18 protein-coding genes and 1 pseudogene are annotated in these 21,875 nt (G+C 40.6%); 17 read left to right on the top strand and 2 right to left on the bottom strand.

Going from position 1 to position 21,875, the window contains the following annotated elements; genetic code table 11:
• The first annotated feature begins 400 nt into the window (after positions 1-400).
• Together ACFINE_RS06700 and ACFINE_RS06695 are read left to right on the top strand one after the other, a co-directional pair.
• Positions 401-1,636, top strand: coding sequence for an MFS transporter (locus tag ACFINE_RS06700; protein ID WP_375621511.1), 1,236 nt, complete (start codon positions 401-403; stop codon positions 1,634-1,636).
• 1,168 nt (positions 1,637-2,804) lie between these two features.
• Positions 2,805-3,200: a hypothetical protein gene (locus ACFINE_RS06695; RefSeq protein WP_375610669.1), complete on the top strand. Its 396-nt coding sequence runs from the start codon at positions 2,805-2,807 to the stop codon at positions 3,198-3,200.
• A gap of 1,294 nt (positions 3,201-4,494) precedes the next feature.
• On the opposite strand, the pseudogene ACFINE_RS06690 reads toward ACFINE_RS06695, so the two are convergent.
• A pseudogene (locus ACFINE_RS06690) lies at positions 4,495-4,862 on the bottom strand (helix-turn-helix domain-containing protein).
• A gap of 1,379 nt (positions 4,863-6,241) precedes the next feature.
• Positions 6,242-6,610, bottom strand: coding sequence for a helix-turn-helix domain-containing protein (locus tag ACFINE_RS06685; protein ID WP_375621467.1), 369 nt, complete (start codon positions 6,608-6,610; stop codon positions 6,242-6,244).
• A gap of 795 nt (positions 6,611-7,405) precedes the next feature.
• Here ACFINE_RS06685 and ACFINE_RS06680 point away from each other — a divergent pair.
• The 15 genes from ACFINE_RS06680 to ACFINE_RS06610 all read left to right on the top strand — a co-directional run bounded on the left by ACFINE_RS06680 (position 7,406) and on the right by ACFINE_RS06610 (position 21,364).
• Positions 7,406-7,735: a hypothetical protein gene (locus ACFINE_RS06680; RefSeq protein WP_375621510.1), complete on the top strand. Its 330-nt coding sequence runs from the start codon at positions 7,406-7,408 to the stop codon at positions 7,733-7,735.
• Between the two features lie 163 nt (positions 7,736-7,898).
• Positions 7,899-8,030, top strand: a complete 132-nt coding sequence (locus ACFINE_RS06675) for a hypothetical protein (protein WP_375621466.1) — start codon at positions 7,899-7,901, stop codon at positions 8,028-8,030.
• Between the two features lie 13 nt (positions 8,031-8,043).
• Complete coding sequence (locus ACFINE_RS06670; RefSeq protein ID WP_375621465.1) at positions 8,044-8,226, top strand: hypothetical protein; 183 nt, start codon at positions 8,044-8,046, stop codon at positions 8,224-8,226.
• Between the two features lie 695 nt (positions 8,227-8,921).
• Positions 8,922-10,283, top strand: a complete 1,362-nt coding sequence (locus ACFINE_RS06665; RefSeq protein WP_375621464.1) for a PBSX family phage terminase large subunit — start codon at positions 8,922-8,924, stop codon at positions 10,281-10,283.
• Positions 10,268-12,118, top strand: a complete 1,851-nt coding sequence (locus tag ACFINE_RS06660; RefSeq protein ID WP_375621463.1) for a portal protein — start codon at positions 10,268-10,270, stop codon at positions 12,116-12,118. The genes ACFINE_RS06665 and ACFINE_RS06660 overlap by 16 nt, the downstream gene beginning before the upstream one ends.
• Before the next feature lie 304 nt (positions 12,119-12,422).
• Positions 12,423-12,632, top strand: coding sequence for a hypothetical protein (locus tag ACFINE_RS06655; RefSeq protein WP_375621462.1), 210 nt, complete (start codon positions 12,423-12,425; stop codon positions 12,630-12,632).
• 66 nt (positions 12,633-12,698) lie between these two features.
• On the top strand, positions 12,699-13,472 hold the full coding sequence (locus ACFINE_RS06650; protein WP_375621461.1) for a hypothetical protein: 774 nt from the start codon (positions 12,699-12,701) through the stop codon (positions 13,470-13,472).
• A gap of 238 nt (positions 13,473-13,710) precedes the next feature.
• Complete coding sequence (locus tag ACFINE_RS06645; RefSeq protein WP_375610676.1) at positions 13,711-14,829, top strand: N4-gp56 family major capsid protein; 1,119 nt, start codon at positions 13,711-13,713, stop codon at positions 14,827-14,829.
• An 83-nt stretch (positions 14,830-14,912) separates the two neighbouring features.
• Entirely contained in the window at positions 14,913-15,608 is a 696-nt protein-coding gene (locus ACFINE_RS06640; RefSeq protein WP_375621460.1) for a hypothetical protein, read from the top strand.
• Between the two features lie 22 nt (positions 15,609-15,630).
• Entirely contained in the window at positions 15,631-15,852 is a 222-nt protein-coding gene (locus ACFINE_RS06635) for a hypothetical protein (protein WP_375621459.1), read from the top strand.
• A gap of 301 nt (positions 15,853-16,153) precedes the next feature.
• On the top strand, positions 16,154-17,617 hold the full coding sequence (locus tag ACFINE_RS06630) for a hypothetical protein (RefSeq protein ID WP_375621458.1): 1,464 nt from the start codon (positions 16,154-16,156) through the stop codon (positions 17,615-17,617).
• Between the two features lie 314 nt (positions 17,618-17,931).
• Entirely contained in the window at positions 17,932-18,414 is a 483-nt protein-coding gene (locus tag ACFINE_RS06625) for a hypothetical protein (protein WP_375621457.1), read from the top strand.
• Positions 18,411-19,550: a tail fiber domain-containing protein gene (locus ACFINE_RS06620; protein WP_375621456.1), complete on the top strand. Its 1,140-nt coding sequence runs from the start codon at positions 18,411-18,413 to the stop codon at positions 19,548-19,550. Before ACFINE_RS06625 ends, ACFINE_RS06620 begins: the two co-directional genes overlap by 4 nt.
• Positions 19,547-20,551 carry a phage tail protein gene (locus ACFINE_RS06615; RefSeq protein ID WP_375621455.1) on the top strand — a complete coding sequence of 335 codons (1,005 nt, stop codon included), beginning with the start codon at positions 19,547-19,549 and terminating at the stop codon, positions 20,549-20,551. Before ACFINE_RS06620 ends, ACFINE_RS06615 begins: the two co-directional genes overlap by 4 nt.
• A gap of 654 nt (positions 20,552-21,205) precedes the next feature.
• Positions 21,206-21,364 carry a hypothetical protein gene (locus ACFINE_RS06610; protein WP_375621454.1) on the top strand — a complete coding sequence of 53 codons (159 nt, stop codon included), beginning with the start codon at positions 21,206-21,208 and terminating at the stop codon, positions 21,362-21,364.
• Positions 21,365-21,875 lie beyond the last annotated feature (511 nt).

Below are 21,875 nucleotides of genomic sequence, written 5' to 3'. Positions count from 1 at the left end.
TGGTTTAAGGAGAGAGGGCTTGATTTGTTGAGCCTGACGAAGTGCTGTCGTTTGAGGAGTGGTTGGGTGTAAGCTTTATTTTGTGGGGAAAGCTGCTTTTTGTTGTGGGATTGTAGACTAGTGCTGGTTGGGAATTTTCATTCTTTGAAACGTGGGGCGGAGGTCAATGTACTAATATAGCAGATTTTGATCTCATAATTTTTACATTCTTTCTTTTTTTAAAGATATTACTTGATATTAGAGTAAATGCTTATATCAAGAGGAGTATTTCTTTAAAAATTTTTACTTAACTTATTAAGCGATTTATTAGAATAAAAGACTCTTCTGAAGTTCATATCACCAATTGTAGCGAAGGAAGTGTAACTTTAAGTGTAGAAAAGTTTAATATCGGATGGTTGATATGAATTTGTTTTTAAAAAAGAGTCCATTAGCTCTTTTTTGCTCTCTCTTTATTTCCAAAGTTGGTGATTATGCTTATGAAGTTGTTTTTATTTTACTGGTCTTAGAATTAACAGATAACACCTTTTTTACAGGTCTTGTGTATTTTTTTCGATTTATCCCTTTTCTCTTTTTGGGCCCTATAGGAGGTTGGTTAGCGGATAATTTTTCTTTGAAGAAAAATATGATCTTAAGTGAAGTTGTGAGATTATTAGCTTCATTGTTTGTTTTTATAACTTATATAACAGGTACGGCACATATCATTGTTCTTATTTTTGCAGCAATATGTACAACGATAGGAAGAAGTATTTTCCAACCAAGTTTTCAAGCTGCTATTCCCAGAATGTTTTCACTAAAAGATCTTACAAAGGCCAATAGCATTGCTCAAATTATCATGGAAACGGCAGCCGTCATTGGCCCTTTGGTTTGTTCTATACTGCTTTTTTTTGCAAATAAATCGGCAGTACTCATTTTTGATTTTTTTACCTATTTTATATCTATTATCGTGTTATTTAATCTCATGAATTTAAATTCAAGCGAGAATAAATCATTCAATTTTATAAAAATTTATCGAGAAACAGCTTCATATCTTAAATATATTTCTACAGAAAATAATAATTTATTTATTACGCTCGTTGGCTCGTCGTTTGCTATTCTCTTTACGGGTGCTATTTTAAGATTTTTAATTCCAGCTTTTGTTCTTTTTGTGGGGGGAGAGGAGAGCCTTGTGAGTTATATTTTTTCTCTCATGGCTGTTGGAACTATTGTTGGTGGTTTGTTATATAGTAAAATTATATTAAATATTACATCGTTGAAGCTCATGATATTTTGGCTTCTTTATGGGGTTATTCTGTTTGTTATGCCCTTAGCTGCAGAAATTTATTTAAAATTCCTTCTCGTGTTAGCATTTGTTCTAGGATTTATTGGTGCCTTTGTGGATATTGGTTTAGTCTCAGCTATTCAATTATATTCTCGTCGTGAAGATTTTGGTAAGAGTTTTGGAACCTTTTCAACTTTAGCGAACTCTGCCGAAGCAATGTCTGGCTTTATTGCGGGACTTTTGGCACTCATGGGATTGTTAAGCTCTTTTTTAGCGATGTCCGCATTAATTATTTCCACGGGAATTATTGGCGTTGTAAAAATTAAGAAAAATAAAGAGTTAACACCTCTTAACACGACAGTCGATGACGACCATTGATATATTTGATATCTCCATGCCTTTTCTTTTTTCTAAAGACGGTTCGCTCATTATCTTATTCATGAGGTAAAAACACTGCTCTTTGAAGGGGGGTGATCTGAAACAAATGAGTGGTCAGTGGTGGAAACTTGCTAGGCAAGCATTTGAATTCTTTACAGACCGTTGTTTATAGAGTGGTACGGGGTGGATGAAGCTTTCCTTGGCTTTGTTCTGTAATGATGTAAAAGCGTAAAAATGTGAATCTGTAAAAGTGAAGCGGAGGATTTATGGGTTCATATATTGTGCGTGTTTTTTGTCATGATATGGAGGGGTGAGAAGGATTGGGGGAAGTGTCTTCGTGAATGGAGGGGAAATGAAGGGTGCTGTGCGTTGGTTGGAGAAGAGAGTGTGATTTGAGGGGGATGAAAGAAAGTGAGTGTGGGTAGTGTTAGGATGGTGTGTCTAAGAGGTGGTGGTGCGAACGGATGAAGGATAGCGTGAGGGGGCATCTTCCCCTTGAGATGGAGAAAGAATGAAAAGAGGTGGAGATAAGCTTGCTTGTGGAATTTAAGTTGTGAAGTGTTTTGTTTTTATCAAATTGTTGCGTGGTGTTTTGGAAATTTCATTCGTTGCTTTGAGGTAGAGCTTCACAATTGTCTCAAAAAACACATAAAACAACTAATGATGAGCGTAAATGAAAAACCAAAAAAGAAACAACATCGGTAAAAATTGGTAGATAGTGGGGGAAAGTCGGGATCTAAATGGCTCGTAAAAGCCTAGATATTCAAACAATAATTATTCTTCGATCAAGTTATAATTTCAATGATATGGGGATAAAAATATCATTTTTATTGCTTGGAAAGTCATCCAAAGTCTGTACTTCTTTACTGATAAATTTGTCTTAAATAATATGTAATGCAACACACCATGAAAGTAAGTATACATATACTATATGTATACTACATGCTTTACATGTGTTTTTTCGTACTTTTAACATATATATTTTGTGTCTTAAACATAAGCTTTGAGTACTATGAGAGATGGTGGTCGTTTTTTTAACAAGCGAGAAAGTGATTAACTAATGCTTGATAGTAAAGCAGTATGTTGTTAAGGCTATTCTTTGAAAGGAGGCTCTTATTTCTGGTGTAGGAGCTTCTCAGAAGAGAATGCAATTAATAGGGGAGTTAAGATGTCAAAATATTTATTTCCGTTACCGCTTGTATTGGTGGCTGGTTGTGCATCTATCAGTAATTATTCATCAAGTTATGTCAGTCCAAATATTACGAAAGATGATGTAAAATTAATTGCTAACGATTTTGTTCGTAATCTTAAAAAACCTTTACCGCCCGCTACAACAACACTTATTGTGAAAAAAAATAAAACAGAAGACAACTTTACTCCTGTATTTATTGATCTCTTGCGACGGAATGGATATAACGTGATCTATACAGATCAACCAAACAAACAGCAAAATGGTGTAATCTTGACTTATCAAATAACGCCAATAAAGACAGGTATCATGTCTATGGTTTCTTATGATGAGGTTGGAGTAACGCGTTATTATATCCGCACTTATAATCGATGAAACCCCTTTACCGGTTTGTCTCAAAAAAAGTAGATAATGAAGAAATGTGTTTCAGGGGAAGTGTTGGGATTGAATTAATCAATAAAAATTTGCAGATATGAAAATTGCATATTCAGATGACAGTTATTCGTCGTCTCGTTTACAATTTCAGTGTTGTAACGAAGAAAGATGTCGTTTTATCTGTTTACAATCCTTCATGTTCTGTCTCAGTTATATAGCGCTTTTATCGTTTCTGTCTTATAGAAAATTACTTTCTGTTCTACGGCTCTATATGCCAATCTAATAGTCAGATCTAAACAATCAAATTCATATGAACTCTTTACAGAAATCTGTTGTTTGAGATTGTTGGAAAGGTGTTTTGTTTTTATCAAATTGTCGCGTGGTGGTTTGGGAGTTTCCTTTGGCTGCGTTCTGTAAAGATGTAAAAGCGTAAAAATGTGAATCTGTAAAATGAAGCGGAGGATTTGTGCTTTGTGAGAGCTTTTATTATGGCATGGAATGTGGTGCGAGGATTGGGGGAAGTGTCTTCGTGAATGGAGGAGAAAGTTGGGATGAAGAGGGGTGTTAAGTGCGTTTTCTGGAGAAGAGTGTGTGGGGAATGGCTGTGAACAGATTGCAGAGTTGATGTGTAAAGAGATGTGAAGAGAAAAATCTCGTGGTGGGCGTTTATATTCTATGGGGAGCTTAACAATTATAGTTGCATCTATATTTGTATGGGGGATATCCGTGAAATGGGTGTGAGAAGCATTGAGAGGTGTTTTTTTAATAAGTGGGTGAATGAGCAATACAATGAAAGCCTATTTAGAGGGGAAATCCTATTTAGAGGGGAAGCCCATTTAGAGGGATGCCTATTTAGAGGGATGCCTATTTAGGAGAAATCCTATTTTAGCTCTTGTTGTTTTAGACATTGTGTTTTGTATGAGGGGCATTTTGCAGGAAAAGTGTTTTGAGGGATGTGGCTCCCTTAAAGAAAAACACAAAAATATCAAAAGAAAAATATAAAAACTTGACAAGGTAAATGTAAAAAGGTATCATAATGATACAATCGGAATTGTGCGTTTAAATCAGATGAGATCTTTTGATAAGATTCTGTGAGAGGGGTGGGGATGTTTTTCCAAGGTTTTGGTGTTTTTATCCTATTTTGAAGTTTGTTATCCTATGATGTCGTAAACCGGTGTCGTAAACCGTTTTTTGAGATGTGGTGGTATCAGGCCGGCAAGGCTTTAGGCAGAGGGGAATATTGGCAACGGATGTCGATTGATGCGCTTTTGTCTAATCAGAAATTAACCACTGTCTAATCTGAAATTAACCACAAGATTGCTTTTTGTTTTTTCGCTTCGAGTTCTCTAAAGTTTTTTAAAAGGGCGTGTTCTTTTTCGCTATAGGTGTATTGATCACGCTGTAGGAGAGTTTCTTTTGTGGGAATATCTGCTGTTAAAAGGTCCGCATAAAAAAGTTCATAGGAACTGCTAGTTTTTTAGCAATTTCGAGCAAACACCCCGCGCTTACACGATTTAAACCTTTTTCGTATTTCTGGATTTGTTGGAAACTGACACCTAAATGGCTTCCTAATTCCTTTTGAGAAAGTCCCATTGAAATTCTTCTATGACGGATCTTTTTACCTATTGAAATGTCGTTGAAATGTGAATTTTTAGTTTGCACTTCAAGCTCCCCTCCGGTTGCGAGCGCCCTCGCATGAGTATTCCGGGAGTTTGAAAGCACTGAGCTCAGCCAGCCTTTTGCTTTTAGTGCTGACAAGCACTTGGACATAGCAAAAGCTCCCGGAATTCCGGGATACCCGCAAAGCGGGATAAATTTATGTACTGAGCGTTCGGGCTTCAACTCCCTATTGATCGCTGCGTAGACGATCAAGGCACCTTTTGAGTGATAAAGTAATTTCAAGGGATTGGCAAGAACAATTAAAAGATTTGGAAAATGAGAGCATTTTTTTGTATCTTAAAAATTATCTCATTATATTCTTATGCCTTATGCAGTAAAATATTGTCATTTGAGGTAGGGTGAGATGGAGGCATTAGAGGCAAGGATATGCCGTCGAGGGACCTTCAAGCATATCAATAATTCGGGTATATCAATAAGGTGCTTTTTGTGAGAGTGTCTGGATATTGGAGGGTAGGGGTTATCTGTCCGTGTCTGGTGAAACAGTATTCTTTGAGGGGTGGTGAGAGGTGGTTGCCCAAATGCAATATACGCGATAAAAGTGGGATTGTTAACAGACTCTTGTTTATTGAGTGGTGGGTTAGTTTGGAAATTTCGTTTGGCTGCTTTCTGTAAAGATAGAAGAGCGTAAAAACGTGAATCTGTAAAAGTGAAGTGAAGAATTTATGCATTGTATGCTTTTGTCTTGACATGGAATGGGGGGAAAGGACTGGGGAACAAGTCTGCAAATGAAGTCGAAAGCTAGGATGCAGAATGTGAAAATTGGCACTGTGGGAGAAGCTTTTTGGTGTGTGTGTGAAGCTTTGTCTTTTGGGTGGGGTCTTTGCTTCGAAGCGGAATTGATCGGTATTTGTGGGAGCTTTCGCTCTTTGTGTTGGAGAGGGATGGGTGTAAGAATATTCAGAAAAGGCTTGCTTGTTGAATCCATTTTTTGAGGGGTATGGTGTGCTGATCTGTCTGAGTGGTTGGTAGGAGGAAACTGCTACAAGATGTCGGATTCTTGACAGAGCAGTGTAAGATGCTGGTGGAAAAGTTTCATTTGGTTTCTTTCTGTAGAGATGTAAAAGCGTAAAAACGTGAATACGTAAAAGTGAAGTGAAGAATTTATGCGTTGTATGCTTTTGTCTTGACATGGAATGTGGTCGGAGAACTAGGGGACGCATTTGTGAATGGAGTGGGGAAAGCTGGGATGAAGAGGGGTATAAAACGCGTTGACTGGAGAAAAGTGTGTGAGGGAATATTTTAGGGCAGCGCTTATCTGTCTTGTCTGATAAAATTGCCTTCTTTGAAGTGTTGTGATCTGAAGCTTATATTTTAAGGGTGTTGGATATATTGGCGAGGGATGTTGATGGGTGTGCTTTTGTCTAATCAGAAATCAACCACAAGATTGCTTTTTGTTTTTTCGCTTTGAGCTCTCTAAAGTTTTTCAAAAGTGCGTATTCTTTTTCGCTGTATGTGTCTTGATCGTGGTGTAAGGCATGTTCTTTTGTGGGAATATCTGCTGTTAAAAGGTCCGCATAAAAAAAGTTCATAGGAACCTCTAGTTTTTTAGCAATTTCGAGCAAACACCCCGCGCTTACACGATTAAATCCTTTTTCGTATTTCTGGATTTGTTGAAAACTGACACCTAAATAGCTTCCTAATTCCTTTTGAGAAAGTCCCATTGAAATTCTTCTATGACGGATCTTTTTACCTATTGAAATGTCGTTGAAATGTGAATTTTTAGTTTGCACTTCAAGCTCCCCTCCGGTTGCGAGCGCCCTCGCATTGGTATTCCGGGAGTAGTAAAGTACTGAGCTCTAGTCAGCATTTTTGCTTTTAGTGCTTATCACACCTGGACATAGCAAAAACTCCCGGAATCCCGGGACACCCACAAAGTGGGTTCATTCTTACGCTAGAGCTTAGGGCTTTACTATCCCTTATTGATCGTTGCGTGGACGATCAAAATATCCTTTGAGTGATAAAGTAATTTCAAGGGATTGGCAAGAACAATTAAAAGATTTTCTAGTCTGTTATATTGTAAAATAGGGATGTTTGGGGGGGTGGTAATCTGATGTTAGTAGGGGAATTTACTGGGGAAGAGGTTGGATGATAGTTTAAAACCGGTGCGGGGTGGAAGCTTTATTCAGCAGAGGAAAATTTGCTTTTTGAAGTCGAATTGTAGATCAGAGCTTATCTGGCGTGTTTGATGAAACACCATTCTTTGAAGTGTGGGATAGCCATATGAAATAATCAGCAGGGAAATCTGATAGACGAGAAATCAGCTTGTTGACAGACCCGTGTTTACAGAGCTGCGTGGGGTGGTGATGTGGGTGTTTCGTTTCGTTTTTTTCTGTAAAGATGGAAAAGCGTAAAAACGTGTATCTGTAAAATTATGCGGAGGATTTGGGCTTTATGTGGGCTCTTATCTTTTTGGGTGTGTCCCATTTTTTTTAATTGTTGAATGCTTGTTAAATTTTGTTGCTGATTTTTATGTCATTTTTTGTGTTTGAGGTTTTGGTTTCTCTTTAGTTGGAAGGAACATGATGATGGTAGATGAACATTGTCTTCCCTTACGTCGAAGAGGGCGGAAAAAAGGGGCTTTAAATAAAACAACAAAGCGATTTAATGAAGCTCTTTTGACAGCGGCGGAGCAGGCTGGATATCACTATGGTGAAGATGGGCTGGTGTCTTATCTTCAGTATCATGCGTTGAATAATCCCGTACCTTTTTTTTCGCTGCTGGCAAAAGTGTTGCCTCTTCAGGTTACGGGAGAAGCAGGGGGAGATGTTAAAACAGTTTCGCGTATCGAGATTGTACCAGTGAATGCAAAAAATAGCGAACCGGAGAAGCATGATCCCTCGGCAACTGAGGCTTGAAGTTACGAGAAAATATTGGGTTTTGGCACATGATGTTTAAGGGATATTGTCTTTGAACGGGGATGCTAGATGTTTGTCTGAAAGCTTATGATTGAAATTGCGGTGAGGGGCGTGTGCTTTAGGCGTGTGAGCTGTGAAGTTGTTGGGCTTTGGTGGGGGATGCATGAGGACGTGGACTGGAGGAGACTTCGGTGCATATGGTGTTTTTTGGGGGTACATGGCGTCTGGGGTGGTCTGTTTGAAGAGGGGCCGGCAAGATGCTTTTATGGCGATGCGTGAGGGGCGCGCTACCTGAAAGATGTTGGGGAGTGCTTGATGATATTTGCTGTTTTGGACATCTGGTGAAGATTTGGTTTTTTCTCGTTATTGAAGGTGTGGAGATATCAAAAACAGTTTCGCGTATTGAGATTGTGCCAGTGAATGCAAAAAATAGTGAACCGGAGAAGCATGATACCTCGATAACTGAGGCTTGTGATATTGAAAAATGTTAGGCTGAAGTGGGTGATGTGGGGTGATGTCTTGCAAGGGGGCTGCTTTGGTGATTGCCTATCTTGAGGGGATTGAAGCGGAGGCTATCGTGTTTGTGGGCGCTCGTGATACTGGGAAGGGGCTTTGGTGAATGATGCCGTAAGGGCCCGTGTGCTGGAGGGTTTGGTGCAGGGTATTTGTGTGGTGGATATGGAACAGTGTTTTGATGGGTGAGGGGCATGAAACTTGAGAGAAGTGTTATGCTTGCCTGATGCATGTGTTTTGGTGGGGGTATCTTGGGGGATAAAGTGTGAGGATTGGTGATGCTTGAGAGGCATGATATTGGAGGATGTTGGGCTTTGGATATGCCTGAGAGCCATGTGCTGAGGCTATGATTTGGTTGGGGGATACCTTGCTTGTGGTTGGGGGATGACAGGCGCGGTGTTTGAGGGGGTGGGGTGTTGGGGAAATAGGGACCTTTGGGGAGATAATGATCTTTGGGGGGATAAGGACGTTGGGGCGCATAGGTGGGGTCAAGGGGATCTCATGCAAAAAAGTGAAATTTATTGAATATTAGGATGAAGAAAAGATAAAGTGCTGCTTTTGAGAAGGGCGTTTTTCGTTCAATTGCTCTTTTCGTTCAATTGCTCTGGGATAATGAAACTTGGGATAAGCAAAAGGGTGCAGCGCAATTATTGCTAAAGTATGAAAATTTATAATGACAACGGTTCAGAAAATTTCTCAAAAAATTGAGCAGAAAACGGCTCAAGTGGCTCTTATTCCAAAGCTTATTCCTGTTTTTACTGGAAATGCCGATGTGCGAGCCGCTTGGGGAGGACGCGGTTCTGGAAAAACACGTTCTTTTGCTTTGATGTCGGCTGTGGTGGGATATCGCCATGGAATGGCTGGAGAACGCGGGATTATTCTTTGTGCACGGCAATTTCAAAATTCTCTTAATGAAAGTTCTTTGGAGGAAATTAAACGCGCTATCGAGTCTTATTCTTTTTTACAAGACTATTATGAAATCGGCGATAAATATATTAAGTCAAAAGATGGACGGATTGTCTATGTGTTTGCTGGGCTTGATCGCAATATCGCAAGTATTAAATCAATGGGACGCGTTTTCCTTTGTTGGGTCGATGAAGCCGAGCCCGTGACAGAAACTGCTTGGCAAACACTTATTCCAACTTTGCGCGAAGAAGGAAAAGATTGGAATGCAGAATTATGGGTCACATGGAACCCATGCCATGAAAATGCAGCCGTGGAAAAACGTTTCCGAAATGTCGATAATCCTCATATCAAAGGGGTGGAAATCAATTGGCGTGATAATCCGCAATTTCCTGAAAAACTCAATCGTGATCGAATGGACGATTTGCAGCAAAGACCAGAGCAGTATAACCATATTTGGGAAGGCGAATATCTCCAAGCTGTGCAAGGGGCTTATTATCAGAAATGTCTGCTCGAAGCCGAAATGGAAGGGCGGATTACCACTGTTCCACGGGATCCTTTGATGCAGGTGAGAATCTTTTGGGATATCGGGGGAACAGGAGCAAAGGCCGATGCTACCGCATTGTGGGTGGCGCAATTTGTTGGACGTGAAATCCGAGTGCTCGATTATTATGAAGCCCAAGGACAACCTCTCTCAGAGCATGTGGGCTGGGTCTTTCAAAGGGGATATGAAAAGGCTCTTATGGTCTTGCCTCATGATGGCGCAACAAAAGATCGTGTCTATAATGTGAGTTTTGAAAGTGCCCTTCAACAAGCCGGTTTTCAAACCAAAATAATTCCTAATCAAGGAACAGGCGCTGTGAAAATGCGTATCGAAGCCGTACGGCGGTTGTTTCCTGCACTATGGTTTAATCGTGAAACGACATGTGCGGGGAGAAAAGCGCTTGCTTGGTATCATGAAAAGCGCGACGAACAGCGCAATATCGGACTAGGGGCTGAACATGATTGGGCTAGCCATGGGGCCGATGCCTTTGGACTGATGTGTGTGGCTTATGAACAACCAAATGCTAAAGCGCGAAAAAAACCTTATCGCTCGTTTCACCATTCTCAAACTTCATGGATGGCTTTTTAATGAATATGTCTACAAATTCTTCTTTTGATCAAATCGAAACGCTTGAAAATCAAGCTCTCTTTAAAAAACTCGTGGGTTGGTATCAGGATGATATTGATCATGTCGAAAAATGGCGAAAAAATGCCCAGGAAGATTACGATTTTTATAATGGGCGGCAATGGAATGAGCAAGACTTGGCTGTCTTGCACGAACAAAACAGACCCGTGATGACTTTTAACCGTATTGCGCCTTTAATTAATGCCGTGATTGGGGCTGAGCGCAATAATAAAAGGCAAGTGCAATTTATTCCACGACAAGAAGGAGCTGCCTTTGCAAACCAGATTTTGACAGGAGCAGCCGAATGGTTTCGCGATGAAGCCGACGGCGAATACGAAGATTCCGATGCCTTTCAAGATGCAATTATTTGCGGTATGGGCTGGACAGATACACGCCTTGATTATGAACAAGATCCCCAAGGAAAACCAATCATTGCGCGGTTGGATCCTATGAAAATGGTGTGGGATGCAAGTGCTGTTAAGTCTAATCTCATTGATGCTCAACGCTTATGGTATATCGATGAAAAACCTCTTGCCGTAGCGCAGGAAATGTTTCCAAATGTTCATTGGAGTGATCTTCATGCGGATTGGGTGAAACATCAGAGCTTTTTACAGCCAACCAGCAATGGGATGACACAAAGTTATCAGTCCGAGAGGGGGTATCAAGGAGAAGAGGGGAGCGGCTATCAACGTCCTAAAATGGTGACATTGGTAGAATGTCGCTGGTTTGAACGCGAGGTGGTTTATAAAGTTCTCGAGCCTCTAAGTGGAAAGTTTGTCGATTATTCAGAGCAGGATTTCCAAAATTTAAGCAAAACCTTTCCTCATGTTCAAGCAACAAGGTTGAACAGAAAAATTGTCAAACGGGCATTTTTAGGTAGAAAGCTGCTTGAAGCGCCTGATAAGCCCTTGGTTCCACCCAATCAATTGGGATGGGAGTGTATTACCGGTACTTTTGATAAGTTAAGCCGGCAATTTTATGGAATTGTGCGCCCTACAAAAGATCCTCAACGGTGGGCAAACAAATATTTTAGTCAAGTGATGCATTTGCTCAATAGCCAATCAAAAGGCGGAATTATGGCAGAGCGCGATGCTTTTGATGATGATCGACAAGCCGTCGAGAGTTGGGCTAGAGCTGATAGTATTACTTGGTTGAAAAGTGGTGCTGTGTCTGGGGGAAGAATTCAGCCTAAACCCGTGGCACAATTTCCGCAAGGGTTTTTCCAATTGTTTAATGAAGCAAAGAGCGCACTTGAACAGGTGACGGGGTTGTCTTCTGAATTTATTGGGACGCGAGCTGTCAATCAGCCTGGCATTCTTGAGCAACAACGGCGACAATCGTCACTTAATCTTTTGGCTTCCTTTTTTGATGGGTTGCGTCGATATCGGCAACGACAGGGAAAAATTATTCTCTATCTTATTCAAAATTATCTGTCCGATGGGCGGCTGGTTCGTATTGCTGGTGATGAAAATGCCCAGTATGTGCCGCTGACACGCGAAATGGTGACAAGCTTGGAATATGATATTGTCGTGGATGATGCACCAACAAGTCTTAATGAAAAAGAGCGTACTTTTGCACTGATCATGCAACTGCTTCCTTTGATGCAAAATTTTGCAACGCCTGAGATTATGCTTGATCTTTTACGCTATTCACCTTTACCAGCCTCACTCATTCATAAAATTGCGATAAAGGCGCAAAATTCTCTTCAAGAAGAGCAAAATGCCTCAGCGCAGATGGGGAATAATGTGGGGGCAGACCAGATAATGCAGATGTTGCAGACAGTAAAGGCTCAACAATAGGACGCTTTGTCATGCGCGACTTCTGATAAATTCCATCTACCAGAAATTGCTTATCGATACAATTTCCATAGCGTAATGTCGTCTTCCTTTATCTTCGAAGAGCTGTTTTATGAGACTATCCCTGTTGGGGAAAAACAGGAGAACGAGGGAGTCTTTCCGTTATATGGGGTGAACTTGGTGGGGCATGGTGGGCGCAAAATGGGCTTATCGATTTCTATAGTGCATGGGCTTCCTTTTCCCAAAAGAACTGTTTTATAGGGCTGGATTGTTGGGAAAAGTAGGGTGGAGAGGGAGTCTTGCCGTTATGTGGGGTGAACTTGGTGGGGCATGGTGGGCGCAGAATGAGCTTATCGATTTCCATAGTGCATGGGCTCCCTTTTCTCAAAAGAACTGTTTTATAGGGCTGGATTGTTGGGAAAAGCAAGGTGGAGAGGGGGAGTTTTGCCGTTATGTGGGGTGGAGAGCTTTGGGGAAATGCTGGAGCTCAAATGATGGGAGAGCATTGAGGGAATAAATGCTCACAGGCTGTTTTATCTGAAAAATTTAATTTTATTGTTTAAAAAAAGAAAAGGCTAATGTCATGGATCAAGAACACTTAACGCCGGCAGAACAAAATCAATTAAAACAAGATTTTCTGGTCTCAACACAAGAGGGAGAAGATGGTGAAATTGCAAGAGAAGAAAAAACTCTTGAAGATAATTTCCAAGGGCAAGTGCATCAACAACAGTCCTCTTCGCAAAAGGCTGGAAAAGAGGTTCAAGGGGGAGAAGATGTTCCACCAGATCCACAAAAAGACTTTATGGGCTATATGCAATGGTTGGGAAAAACACTCCAAAAACAAGGGCTTTTACATGAAAAACAACAGCCTTCTCTTGCTCGCGAAGCAGAACAGTTACATGCGTTTTTTCAGCAGTCTGTTGCTAGTGTTAAACAAAAGCATCATGATTTTGATCAAGCAGCTGATTTTATTTATGAAACGAGGGCTAAACAGTTGGCAGCTTGTGCTTCGCTCTATCCTGAGATGGCCGATCCCAAAAATATTGATGCGTTGATTGGTGATGAGTTGAAGCAGATCTTGCGCGATTGTGCGCAAAAAAATCAAAACCCCGCTGAAGTGATTTACTCTATTGCACAAAAAATTGGCTACACAAATGTTCCCAATAACATGGGTGAAAATTTACAGGAAAGACACAATTCTGCACGTACTCTTGCTGCTTATAACGGCTTGACGCCAAATGGGCCGATTTCTTTGGATATGCTTGATAAAATGTCAGAAGCAGAGTTTAGCGCTTGGGTTGCTGATCCTAAAAATAAAGCTGCTTTTAATCGTTTAATGGGGGGAAGAGAATTTTAAAAACAAGAATGTGAGGGGGGCGGGAACGTTAAGAGGCTTTTAGCGCAGGAGAATGCGAGGGGATTTCTCAAAGCACGGATGTGGTGAGGAGAGCTCTTATAAGGAGGAGGCAGACGCTAACAGAAATTAGATAAAACTCACGAACAACCTATTCACCATCTGAAATGAAATGTGGTGTTTTGAGCGCCCGGCGCTTTGCCGGGTTTTTTTTATGTCAAGAAAACTTTTAGAGGATAAAATGACCGTAACTTATATCGGACTTAATGACCCAATGGCAGTGCGCACATGGTCTAAATTACTAAACCAAGAAGTCTCAAAAGCAATTCCAATTGCACCGTTGATTGGAAATGATTCAAACAGTATCGTACAGTTAAAGGATGAAACCACGAAAGCAAGTGGGGATGCCATTAGCTTTAATTTGCGTGTGCAGTTGCTAGGCGATGGGGTAAGCGAAGGGCAGACATTGGAAGGCAATGAAGAAGCTTTACAGTTTCTCAATGATCGCTTGGCAATTAATGAACTCGTTCATGCTGTGCGTGTCAAAAATGAGGGAACAATTGATCAGCAACGAATTCTCCATGATTTGCGCACCGAGGCAAAAAATGGTTTGGTTGATTGGTATGCAGATCGTCTGAGTATGATGTTCTTCATTCAAGTGTGTGGTTATACCGCAAAAGCTATTAACTTTGAAGGACGCACGATTACCCTTAAACCAGTTCATTATGGGTTTAATGCGCCAACGGCACCAACCAATAAACGCGTGGTACGTCCTAACGATAAAGCAAAGGATGAGGACTTAAAAGAAGGCGATGTTTTTGATCTTAAGCTCATTGATAAAGCTGTCGAACGGGCTAAATTGGCAAATCCTAAAATTAGACCTGTGCGGATTGATGGTGAAAATGTCTATGTGCTTTATCTCCATCCAACCCAAGTGACGCAATTGCGAACCAATACAGATGCAGGGCAATGGCTCGACATTACTAAGGCAATCTATAGTGGAAGTCGTATCAAAAATCCGCTCTATGATGGGTCTTTGGGCATGTATAATGGTGTGGTTTTACGCGAAGCTGAACATATTACCGAAGGGGTTGAATCTGGGATGGCAAATAAAGCTGTACCAAATGTGCGGCGGGCTGTTCTGCTTGGTGCGCAGAGTGCTGTGATTGCTTTTGGTAAAGATCGAGGAGCAACACGCTATAAATTGGTGGAAGAACTCTTCGACTATGAAAGAGAATTCGGGGTCGCGGCAAAAACCATTATTGGGATGAAAAAAACTTGCTTTACCTTGCCAGGAAGTACGCAAGGGGCTCAGGATTTTGGCACTATCGTCATCCCAACTTATGGAGCACCCGCTTAAAGCGAATGTTTGCTCTCTTCCCCCAACAAGAGGGATCTGTTGGGGGAAAAATTTAAAATGCTTCCAGAAACAAGGACAGGCTTATGACCACTTTATCCACTGATCCCCAAAATCTAAACCTTACACATTCAGACCATTCTAAAACTTTTGCTTATATGGTCGCGCTTATTCAAGATGAAATTGACGATACAACAGCGGAATATTCCCTGCAAATTCAAGATTCAATTTTTACGGCTTTGCGTTTGTGTGAACGCGAACCCTTTTTCTTTAATGAAAAAAGAGAAAGGACGTTTAAAACACAAAGTGGTAAAACATGGTATGGGCAAGAAGAAGGGGTTTTTATTGAAGCAGAAAAGAGTTTGGAGGGCGTCTTTTTAGTAACAAAGAGTGCAACACCAACAAAGTTGTTCTTTAAGCCCTTGGAAGTGTTGCATCAACAATATGGTATGCATCCTGCGCTAGGAACGCCATTCTTTTATACCTACCTTGATCAAAAAATAGGACTCTTTCCAACACCAGAACATGTGGAAGCTGTACAGCTTTCTTATGCTCCTGTTCATTTTGCTGATGAACAGCTGAAAGAGGATGATAACCCTTGGTTGATTTATGCTTTTGATCTTATTAAAGCACGGGCAAAATATGAACTTTATAAAAATATTCTTAAAGATCCTGAATATGCCGCCGTTTCTTTCAGAGATTTTCAAGAACAGCTTCAAGCTTTGCGCATTGAAACATCGCGCCGAAAAGGTTCTTCAAAGATTCGCCCAATGCGTTTTTAAAAGACTTTTTTCCAAATCGTTTATGGCTGGCGTTGAAGGTTGGTTTGGCACTGGTGGCTGGTTTGTCACTTATGGCTGGATACACGCGTTGGGTGTTGATGGTGAAGGGCTGGTGGATGGCGTTGGGGTGGCCATTATTTATGGTATCGTTTTTTTTTGGTGCGTTAAACAACCTAAGGTTGTTTATTTTGTTGAATTTTATGCCTTTAGAGTTTTAAGGGCTTTTGTGGTTTTTTATCCATAAGCCTTGGTGTTTTGAATGGCACTGAGCTTTTCAAAGGTTTTATGGGGGGCTTTTGATGGCTCTTTCCCCCGTCATTGTGGGGGTTGATTTGCGGGCAGTTGATTTTGGTTTGGCGCTGGTGGATGGCGTTGGGGTGGCTATTATTGATGGTATCGTTTTTTTGGTGCGTTAAACAACTTTAGGTTGTTTATTTTGTTGAATTTTATGCCTTTAGAGTTTTAAGGGCTTTTGTGGTTTTTTATCAATAAGCCTTGGTGTTTTGAATGGCACTGGGCTCTTCAAAGATTTTATGGGGGTCTTGATGGCTTTTTTCCCAATCGCTGATTATCGACCCGATGTGGCGGATATCAATGGAATTTTTACCGATGAACTTGTTAATGTGCTCCCGGCTGATGGCTCCTATATCCCTATGCCAAGTTTTGAGCCTTTATCAGAGCCTTGTCCGGAGCCAATTTTAGGCACTCTTGCGGTTAAAACAAAAAATGGGGTTTCTATTATTGTCGGGACAAGAGAAAAAATCTTCTTGCTTGATAATACAACAATGAACTGGAAAGATATTAGCCAAAAAGGAAAACCTTATCTGGCTAATGTTGATGCTCCGTGGTCTTTTGCTTTGTTTGGTGATTTGATCATTGCGGTGAATGCCAATGATAAACCACAAGTGATTGATATTAACCATGATAAAACATTTAGAAATTTAGGAGGAAATCCACCACAGGCAGGGATTGTTCGTGTCTGGGGAGATTTCGTTTGTTTGATGAAATTAACCGAGTATCCAAGAAGGGTTCATTGGTCTGGATTAAATGATGCTGAATTTTGGACCGTGGGGAAAAAAAGTTGTGATTATCAAGATTTTCCTGATGGCGGATTCGTCCAAGGGGCAACGGAGACAACAAATCCAATTATCTTTATGCGTTCTGCAATCTATGCCGGTTCTTTTATCCCTGGCTCTAAGATTATTTTTAGTTTCCAAAAAATCCACGATAAACGAGGCGCAAAAAATGCTGAATCAATTGTTTGTAGAGGCGATTTAGCATTCTTTGCCGATGAGGGCGGGTTTTATCAAATAACAAATGAGGGACAGATTATACCCATTGGGTTCGAAAAAGTCGATCGAACGATGACCGCAAAATCAAGAAAGGATAATCTGTACACTCTATCTGCTGCTATCGATGGGGTGTATAATCGTGTTTATTGGATGGTTGATTCTGATGAGAATCTTCATAAACGTATCTTGCTCATTTATGATTGGGGATTGCAAAAATGGACAAAAGCTCTCGTCGATATCAAAATGATATTGCCTATTTTCTTAGCCGGAACAACCCTAGAAGGTCTTGATTTTGTGACTAAGAATATTGATGACTTGTCCTTTTCTCTTGATAGTAAAGCTTGGAAAAATGAATCGCCTATTCTGGGGGCATTTGATCAACAGGGGAGACTGGGTTCGTTTTCTGGGTGTCCTATGGCTTGTGTCGTGACATCACAAGAAATGGGGCAGACAAATGGCAGGATAACACGGGTGAAAAATATTATGCCTCAAGTCAATAGTGGAAAGTTTTATTTGTCTGTGGGAATGCGCTTTCGACAATCTCTTGAAGAGGAAACTGTTTGGTTGCCAGAAAAACAGCCCTCTTATAATACTGGACAAATTCATTGTCGTGCAAGGGCACGGTTTTATCGCTTTAAATTGCGTATTCCTGAAGGGGTGAATTGGACTCATGTCACTGGATTTGATGTGGAATTGACGCGGGCCGGCATGCGATAGGCATGCCCTTTTGTAATACCATGCGATAGGCTCAAACCTCTATTATTAAAGAACAAATGCCCCATAGACTTCCCAAGCCTTTATAAACAAAGGCACAATGCGATAAGCTGTGTCTTTATAATATGAAGAACAAGGTGGTGCGTTATGTTTCATGCTTTTCTGCGATAAAGGAAAATAGGCTGCACCATGGTTTATTTTTATAAAGAAGAAAGTTCCCTCTTTGTTGTGACAAAAGGATAATGGGGCTTTTTTTCTTTTATTGTGCGGGGGCATGGAATGCGTGAAATGCGTAGGGGGATGTTATTTGAGGGGAGATGAGTGACAAAGCTAAAAGAGCTAAAATTATGATACAAGAGAGTCAAGATTTATATTCTGCTTATCTGACAGAGCAGTGGCCATGGGAAAAAATAGCTCCCTATCAAGAGGCTCTTAATGCTGCATTGAAAAAATATGTTCAGCGCTTTCCGGATGATGTTTGTCTGGAAAAAATTGCTGAAGAAATCGCTACAGGACAAGCACAATTGTGGCTGGTCTTAAAAAATAAAATCCAATTTAGTGCTTTTGCAATTACCAAAGTTGAAATAACCCATACGGGAAAAAAATGCGTCGTTCTCTCTGATCTTGCTGGAGAGGGAGGGCTGAAATTGGTCAAGTTGATTGATGAAGTCGAAAAATGGGCGCGAACAATCAATGCTGAAGAAATGCACATGTTTGGAAGAACTGGATGGGCGAAAAAGCTCGCTCATCACGGATATTCTCGTAATCTTATTCAATATAGAAAGGTTCTGAACCCATGAGTAGAAAAACCACACCTCAAGTGCAAACAACAACACAAACAAATGCTCCACCTGCTTGGGCGGCTGATATTCTTAAACAAGCCAGTGCTGATGCACTTGGACTTTATAATAAAGGAATTGGCGGAAACGTTTATCAGGGAGACAGAGTCGCTGGTCTTAGCAATATGACAAAAAATGCGCTGACCGGTTTACAACAAGCAGCAGGGCTTTATAACAATCCAACGGTAACGCAATGGTTGAATGCCCCAACCAACAGCGCTACAAATCTTTCCGGTATGGCTAAGGGAAGCTGGATTGGAAGCAATAGCAAATTTAATACTGCATTGCAAAATGCTCTGAATAAAACATCCGATGCAATTAATCAATCGATGTCGGGAGCAGGACGTTATGGTTCTGGGGCTCATACTGGTGTGCTGGCCGATGAGTTAGGCGCCTTGGCAACAAATGCTGCAGCACAGCAATATAATCAAGATATTAACAATATGATGAATGCCAACCAGATGATTGATCGCTCTCAGAATGATCAAGTTAATGCGGCAAATAGCTATTATCAAGGACAGAGTAACGTGCAAAGCAATGCTTTGAAAGGGGGTATGATTCAAGATATAAACCGCCAAAATGTCTTAGATGCTGAACGCCAAAAATGGTCAGAAAAAGATAATCAAGATTGGAACCGATTGCAAAGTTTGTTACAGGTAGGAACACAGGCTGCTGGAAATTACGGAACGACTTCAGGAAAATCCACGACAATGCCTTCTGTGACAAAAGATCCATTGCGTGATGCGCAGCAAGTACTTGGATTGGTCGGAGGAATTTTAGGGCTTTGTGATGTGAGAGCAAAAGAAAATATTATCCCTGTGGGGCAGAAAAAGGGATATCCATTTTATACCTTTAATTATAAGGGAAATCCACAACGTTATCAGGGCGTTATGGCGCAAGACGTGTTGCGTGTGAACCCTGAAGCTGTTTATGTCAATGCGAAAACAAAGTTATTGCATGTTGATTATGACAAAATAGGCCTGAAAATGGAAAAAATGAAAATGGAGAAAATACCGGCATCTAAAAATAAAATTGCGACTTTCTTTTCTTCATTTTTTGCTCGTTTTCCCTTTTTGAAAAAAGAGTATCTTCTATGAGTTCGATTTATGATTGGTCAATTGTTGCATCAGAAAATGCTTATGCCGATGAGAGTATAAACTGGGCAGAAGGGCAACCTCCAAGCACAGTCAATGATAGTGCTCGCGCTATGATGCAACGCATCAAAGAATATTTGTTGGATAATGGGGGCGTGATTGAAACACAGTTTACTGTTGATGTGAAAAATGAGAGAACGTCACTTCGTTTGGCAACAAAGTCTTTTTTTGAGACTTATATGGATGGCATTGTTGTGCGCTTTAAAGCACAAGGCGTCAACAGAGGAATAACAAATATTTCTTTAAATCAATTGCCGCCAAGACCAACTTATATGGCAACGCCAGAGGGTATTATGCCTTTAAAGGGCGGGGAAATTCAAAAAGGGGGGCTTTATGAAGTCGTCTATACGCGTGATATTGCCGGAAAAAATGCTGATGGCTGGTTTTTAACCAATCCTACTATAAAACTTCCTGAAATTCCGCCCTTTCCTCCTTTGCCTGAAACTTTTTCTTCTGGATTTATCGGGACTTTTGCTACAGAAAAAATACCCTCTGGATGGTTACTGTGTGATGGTAAAGAATATTCGCGAAGGAACTATGCTAATCTCTTTGCTGTTCTGGGAGAAACATGGGGAAAAGGAGACGGGAGAACAACATTCAATGTTCCCGATTTGCGTGGAATGTTTTTACGGGGGCTCGATAGTGGAAAAGAAATTGATAAAGGACGTCGCTTGGGAAGCCGACAAGAAGAGTCTTTTCAATCCCATACCCATGAGGGAAAAACAGATTCGACAGGGAAACACCAGCATAGTTATCCAAAGGTTCAACAAAAGATTATAGAGTTAGATAACAGGGCTTATCCAATAAACGTAGCTGTATTGTATGGATCAAATTGTTTGACAGATTCTGCGGGAGAGCATGAACATAAGGTCTTGTTGCAAAAAACAGGGGGTGATGAAACACGCCCCGTCAATATGGCGGTGGTTTATGCTATCAAAGCCTGAGAATGAAAGCTGTAGGAGAGAAAGATAAAAATGCTAAAATGTTTGTTATGAAAAAAAGTCTTATTGAATATATTGTGTAGAAAGTTTTGATGCGCTTTAGAAAAAACTTAACTCTCTTTATTTTTTGTGCTGCCTTTGTTGGATGTCTAAAGGTAAGTTTGCCTATTGTTCTTTAGAGGATCAAGACAGTGATTATTGAAGGTAGGGGGAGAACAAAAAACCTTTCTTTATTCATGGCGCTTTTTGCTGAGGAATAAAGATTTTATCCCAAATGCCTCTCTCTTGTGGTGTCGTGATACAGTATTTCAAGTGCTGGGTTTAAACCGCTGCTGTGCGATGACAAAAAAACCATGGGTAAATTTTATCCTATTATACTGTAAAACATCGTCATTAAAACACTATTATTGAAGGTGGTGATATCAGTAAGATAGCTTAAAGTATTTAATACATTAGCAAATGTTCTGGGGAGGATTTGCTCGTAGAGTTTTCATGCAAGTGAACCATATAAGTGAGCAGCAGACGGAATCCTTTCAGAAGAGTTGGATTGTTTACAAACCGATGTAGGGCTAAAATCTTCGTCTTTTTAGGTGCGGAAAGAGGTCAACGGATATGTTTATTTAAAGCGAGAAAAAGCAAAATGGAGCGCTCCCTTTTTTGGCAAAGCGTGTAGGAAAAAAGCCACTCTTTGTTTTCAAAATGGGTGCACTGTTGGCAAGAGCAGCAGGTTGGCGATGCGTTGTAGTACATGGTGAGGCATTGAACCCTCTGAGATGGCATTTTGTGCTTATCAGGCAACTTCTTGAAACAGGATGAGAGTGATACGAGAAAATCTATAAGACAATAGTTTATCCCGTTGTGTTGTAAAATACCATTGTTTGAGATGTGGTTAAAATTTTATGCATGGGGTGTTTTTCATCTGTGCGTATTCCTAACGCAGCATTTTTTTGTAGAATAACTCTGGACAGGGGATACATTACAAGGATGCATTTGAAGGGGGAAGCCAAGTCAAATCTGTTAGATAAGAAGCCAGATTGTTGACAAACCATTGTTTATTGATTGCCATTATTTAAAGACCGGTGTGGGCTTTGTCCTTTTGGGAAAGGTTGATACAGCATGCAAGGTGACATGCATTTCTCTTTGGTTTTAGGTGGTAAAATCATCATTTTAGGTGGAAAACAGAGTATAATCTAAAAAAATACCTTGTAAAAATTTTCGATGAGGAATTTTTTTTCAAAAGCTTTTCATATGGTTGTCTGAGGTTGTCTGAGGTTGTCTGAGGTTGTCTGAGGTTGTCTGAGGTTGTCTGAGGTTGTCTGAGGTTGTC

It is taken from the genome of Bartonella sp. AA97HXZ (assembly GCF_042196985.1).
Lineage (GTDB): Bacteria > Pseudomonadota > Alphaproteobacteria > Rhizobiales > Rhizobiaceae > Bartonella.
This window is presented reverse-complemented; position numbering and strand designations above follow the sequence as displayed.

Excerpts from the sequence above, each read along its gene's own strand:
- ACFINE_RS06700 (WP_375621511.1), top strand. The coding sequence starts at position 401 with ATGAATTTGTTTTTAAAAAAGAGTCCATTAGCTCTTTTTTGCTCTCTC.
- ACFINE_RS06695 (WP_375610669.1), top strand. The coding sequence starts at position 2,805 with ATGTCAAAATATTTATTTCCGTTACCGCTTGTATTGGTGGCTGGTTGT.
- ACFINE_RS06680 (WP_375621510.1), top strand. The coding sequence starts at position 7,406 with ATGGTAGATGAACATTGTCTTCCCTTACGTCGAAGAGGGCGGAAAAAA.
- ACFINE_RS06675 (WP_375621466.1), top strand. The coding sequence starts at position 7,899 with ATGAGGACGTGGACTGGAGGAGACTTCGGTGCATATGGTGTTTTTTGG.
- ACFINE_RS06665 (WP_375621464.1), top strand. The coding sequence starts at position 8,922 with ATGACAACGGTTCAGAAAATTTCTCAAAAAATTGAGCAGAAAACGGCT.
- ACFINE_RS06660 (WP_375621463.1), top strand. The coding sequence starts at position 10,268 with ATGGATGGCTTTTTAATGAATATGTCTACAAATTCTTCTTTTGATCAA.
- ACFINE_RS06655 (WP_375621462.1), top strand. The coding sequence starts at position 12,423 with ATGTGGGGTGAACTTGGTGGGGCATGGTGGGCGCAGAATGAGCTTATC.
- ACFINE_RS06650 (WP_375621461.1), top strand. The coding sequence starts at position 12,699 with ATGGATCAAGAACACTTAACGCCGGCAGAACAAAATCAATTAAAACAA.
- ACFINE_RS06645 (WP_375610676.1), top strand. The coding sequence starts at position 13,711 with ATGACCGTAACTTATATCGGACTTAATGACCCAATGGCAGTGCGCACA.
- ACFINE_RS06640 (WP_375621460.1), top strand. The coding sequence starts at position 14,913 with ATGACCACTTTATCCACTGATCCCCAAAATCTAAACCTTACACATTCA.
- ACFINE_RS06635 (WP_375621459.1), top strand. The coding sequence starts at position 15,631 with ATGGCTGGCGTTGAAGGTTGGTTTGGCACTGGTGGCTGGTTTGTCACT.
- ACFINE_RS06630 (WP_375621458.1), top strand. The coding sequence starts at position 16,154 with ATGGCTTTTTTCCCAATCGCTGATTATCGACCCGATGTGGCGGATATC.
- ACFINE_RS06625 (WP_375621457.1), top strand. The coding sequence starts at position 17,932 with ATGAGTGACAAAGCTAAAAGAGCTAAAATTATGATACAAGAGAGTCAA.
- ACFINE_RS06620 (WP_375621456.1), top strand. The coding sequence starts at position 18,411 with ATGAGTAGAAAAACCACACCTCAAGTGCAAACAACAACACAAACAAAT.
- ACFINE_RS06615 (WP_375621455.1), top strand. The coding sequence starts at position 19,547 with ATGAGTTCGATTTATGATTGGTCAATTGTTGCATCAGAAAATGCTTAT.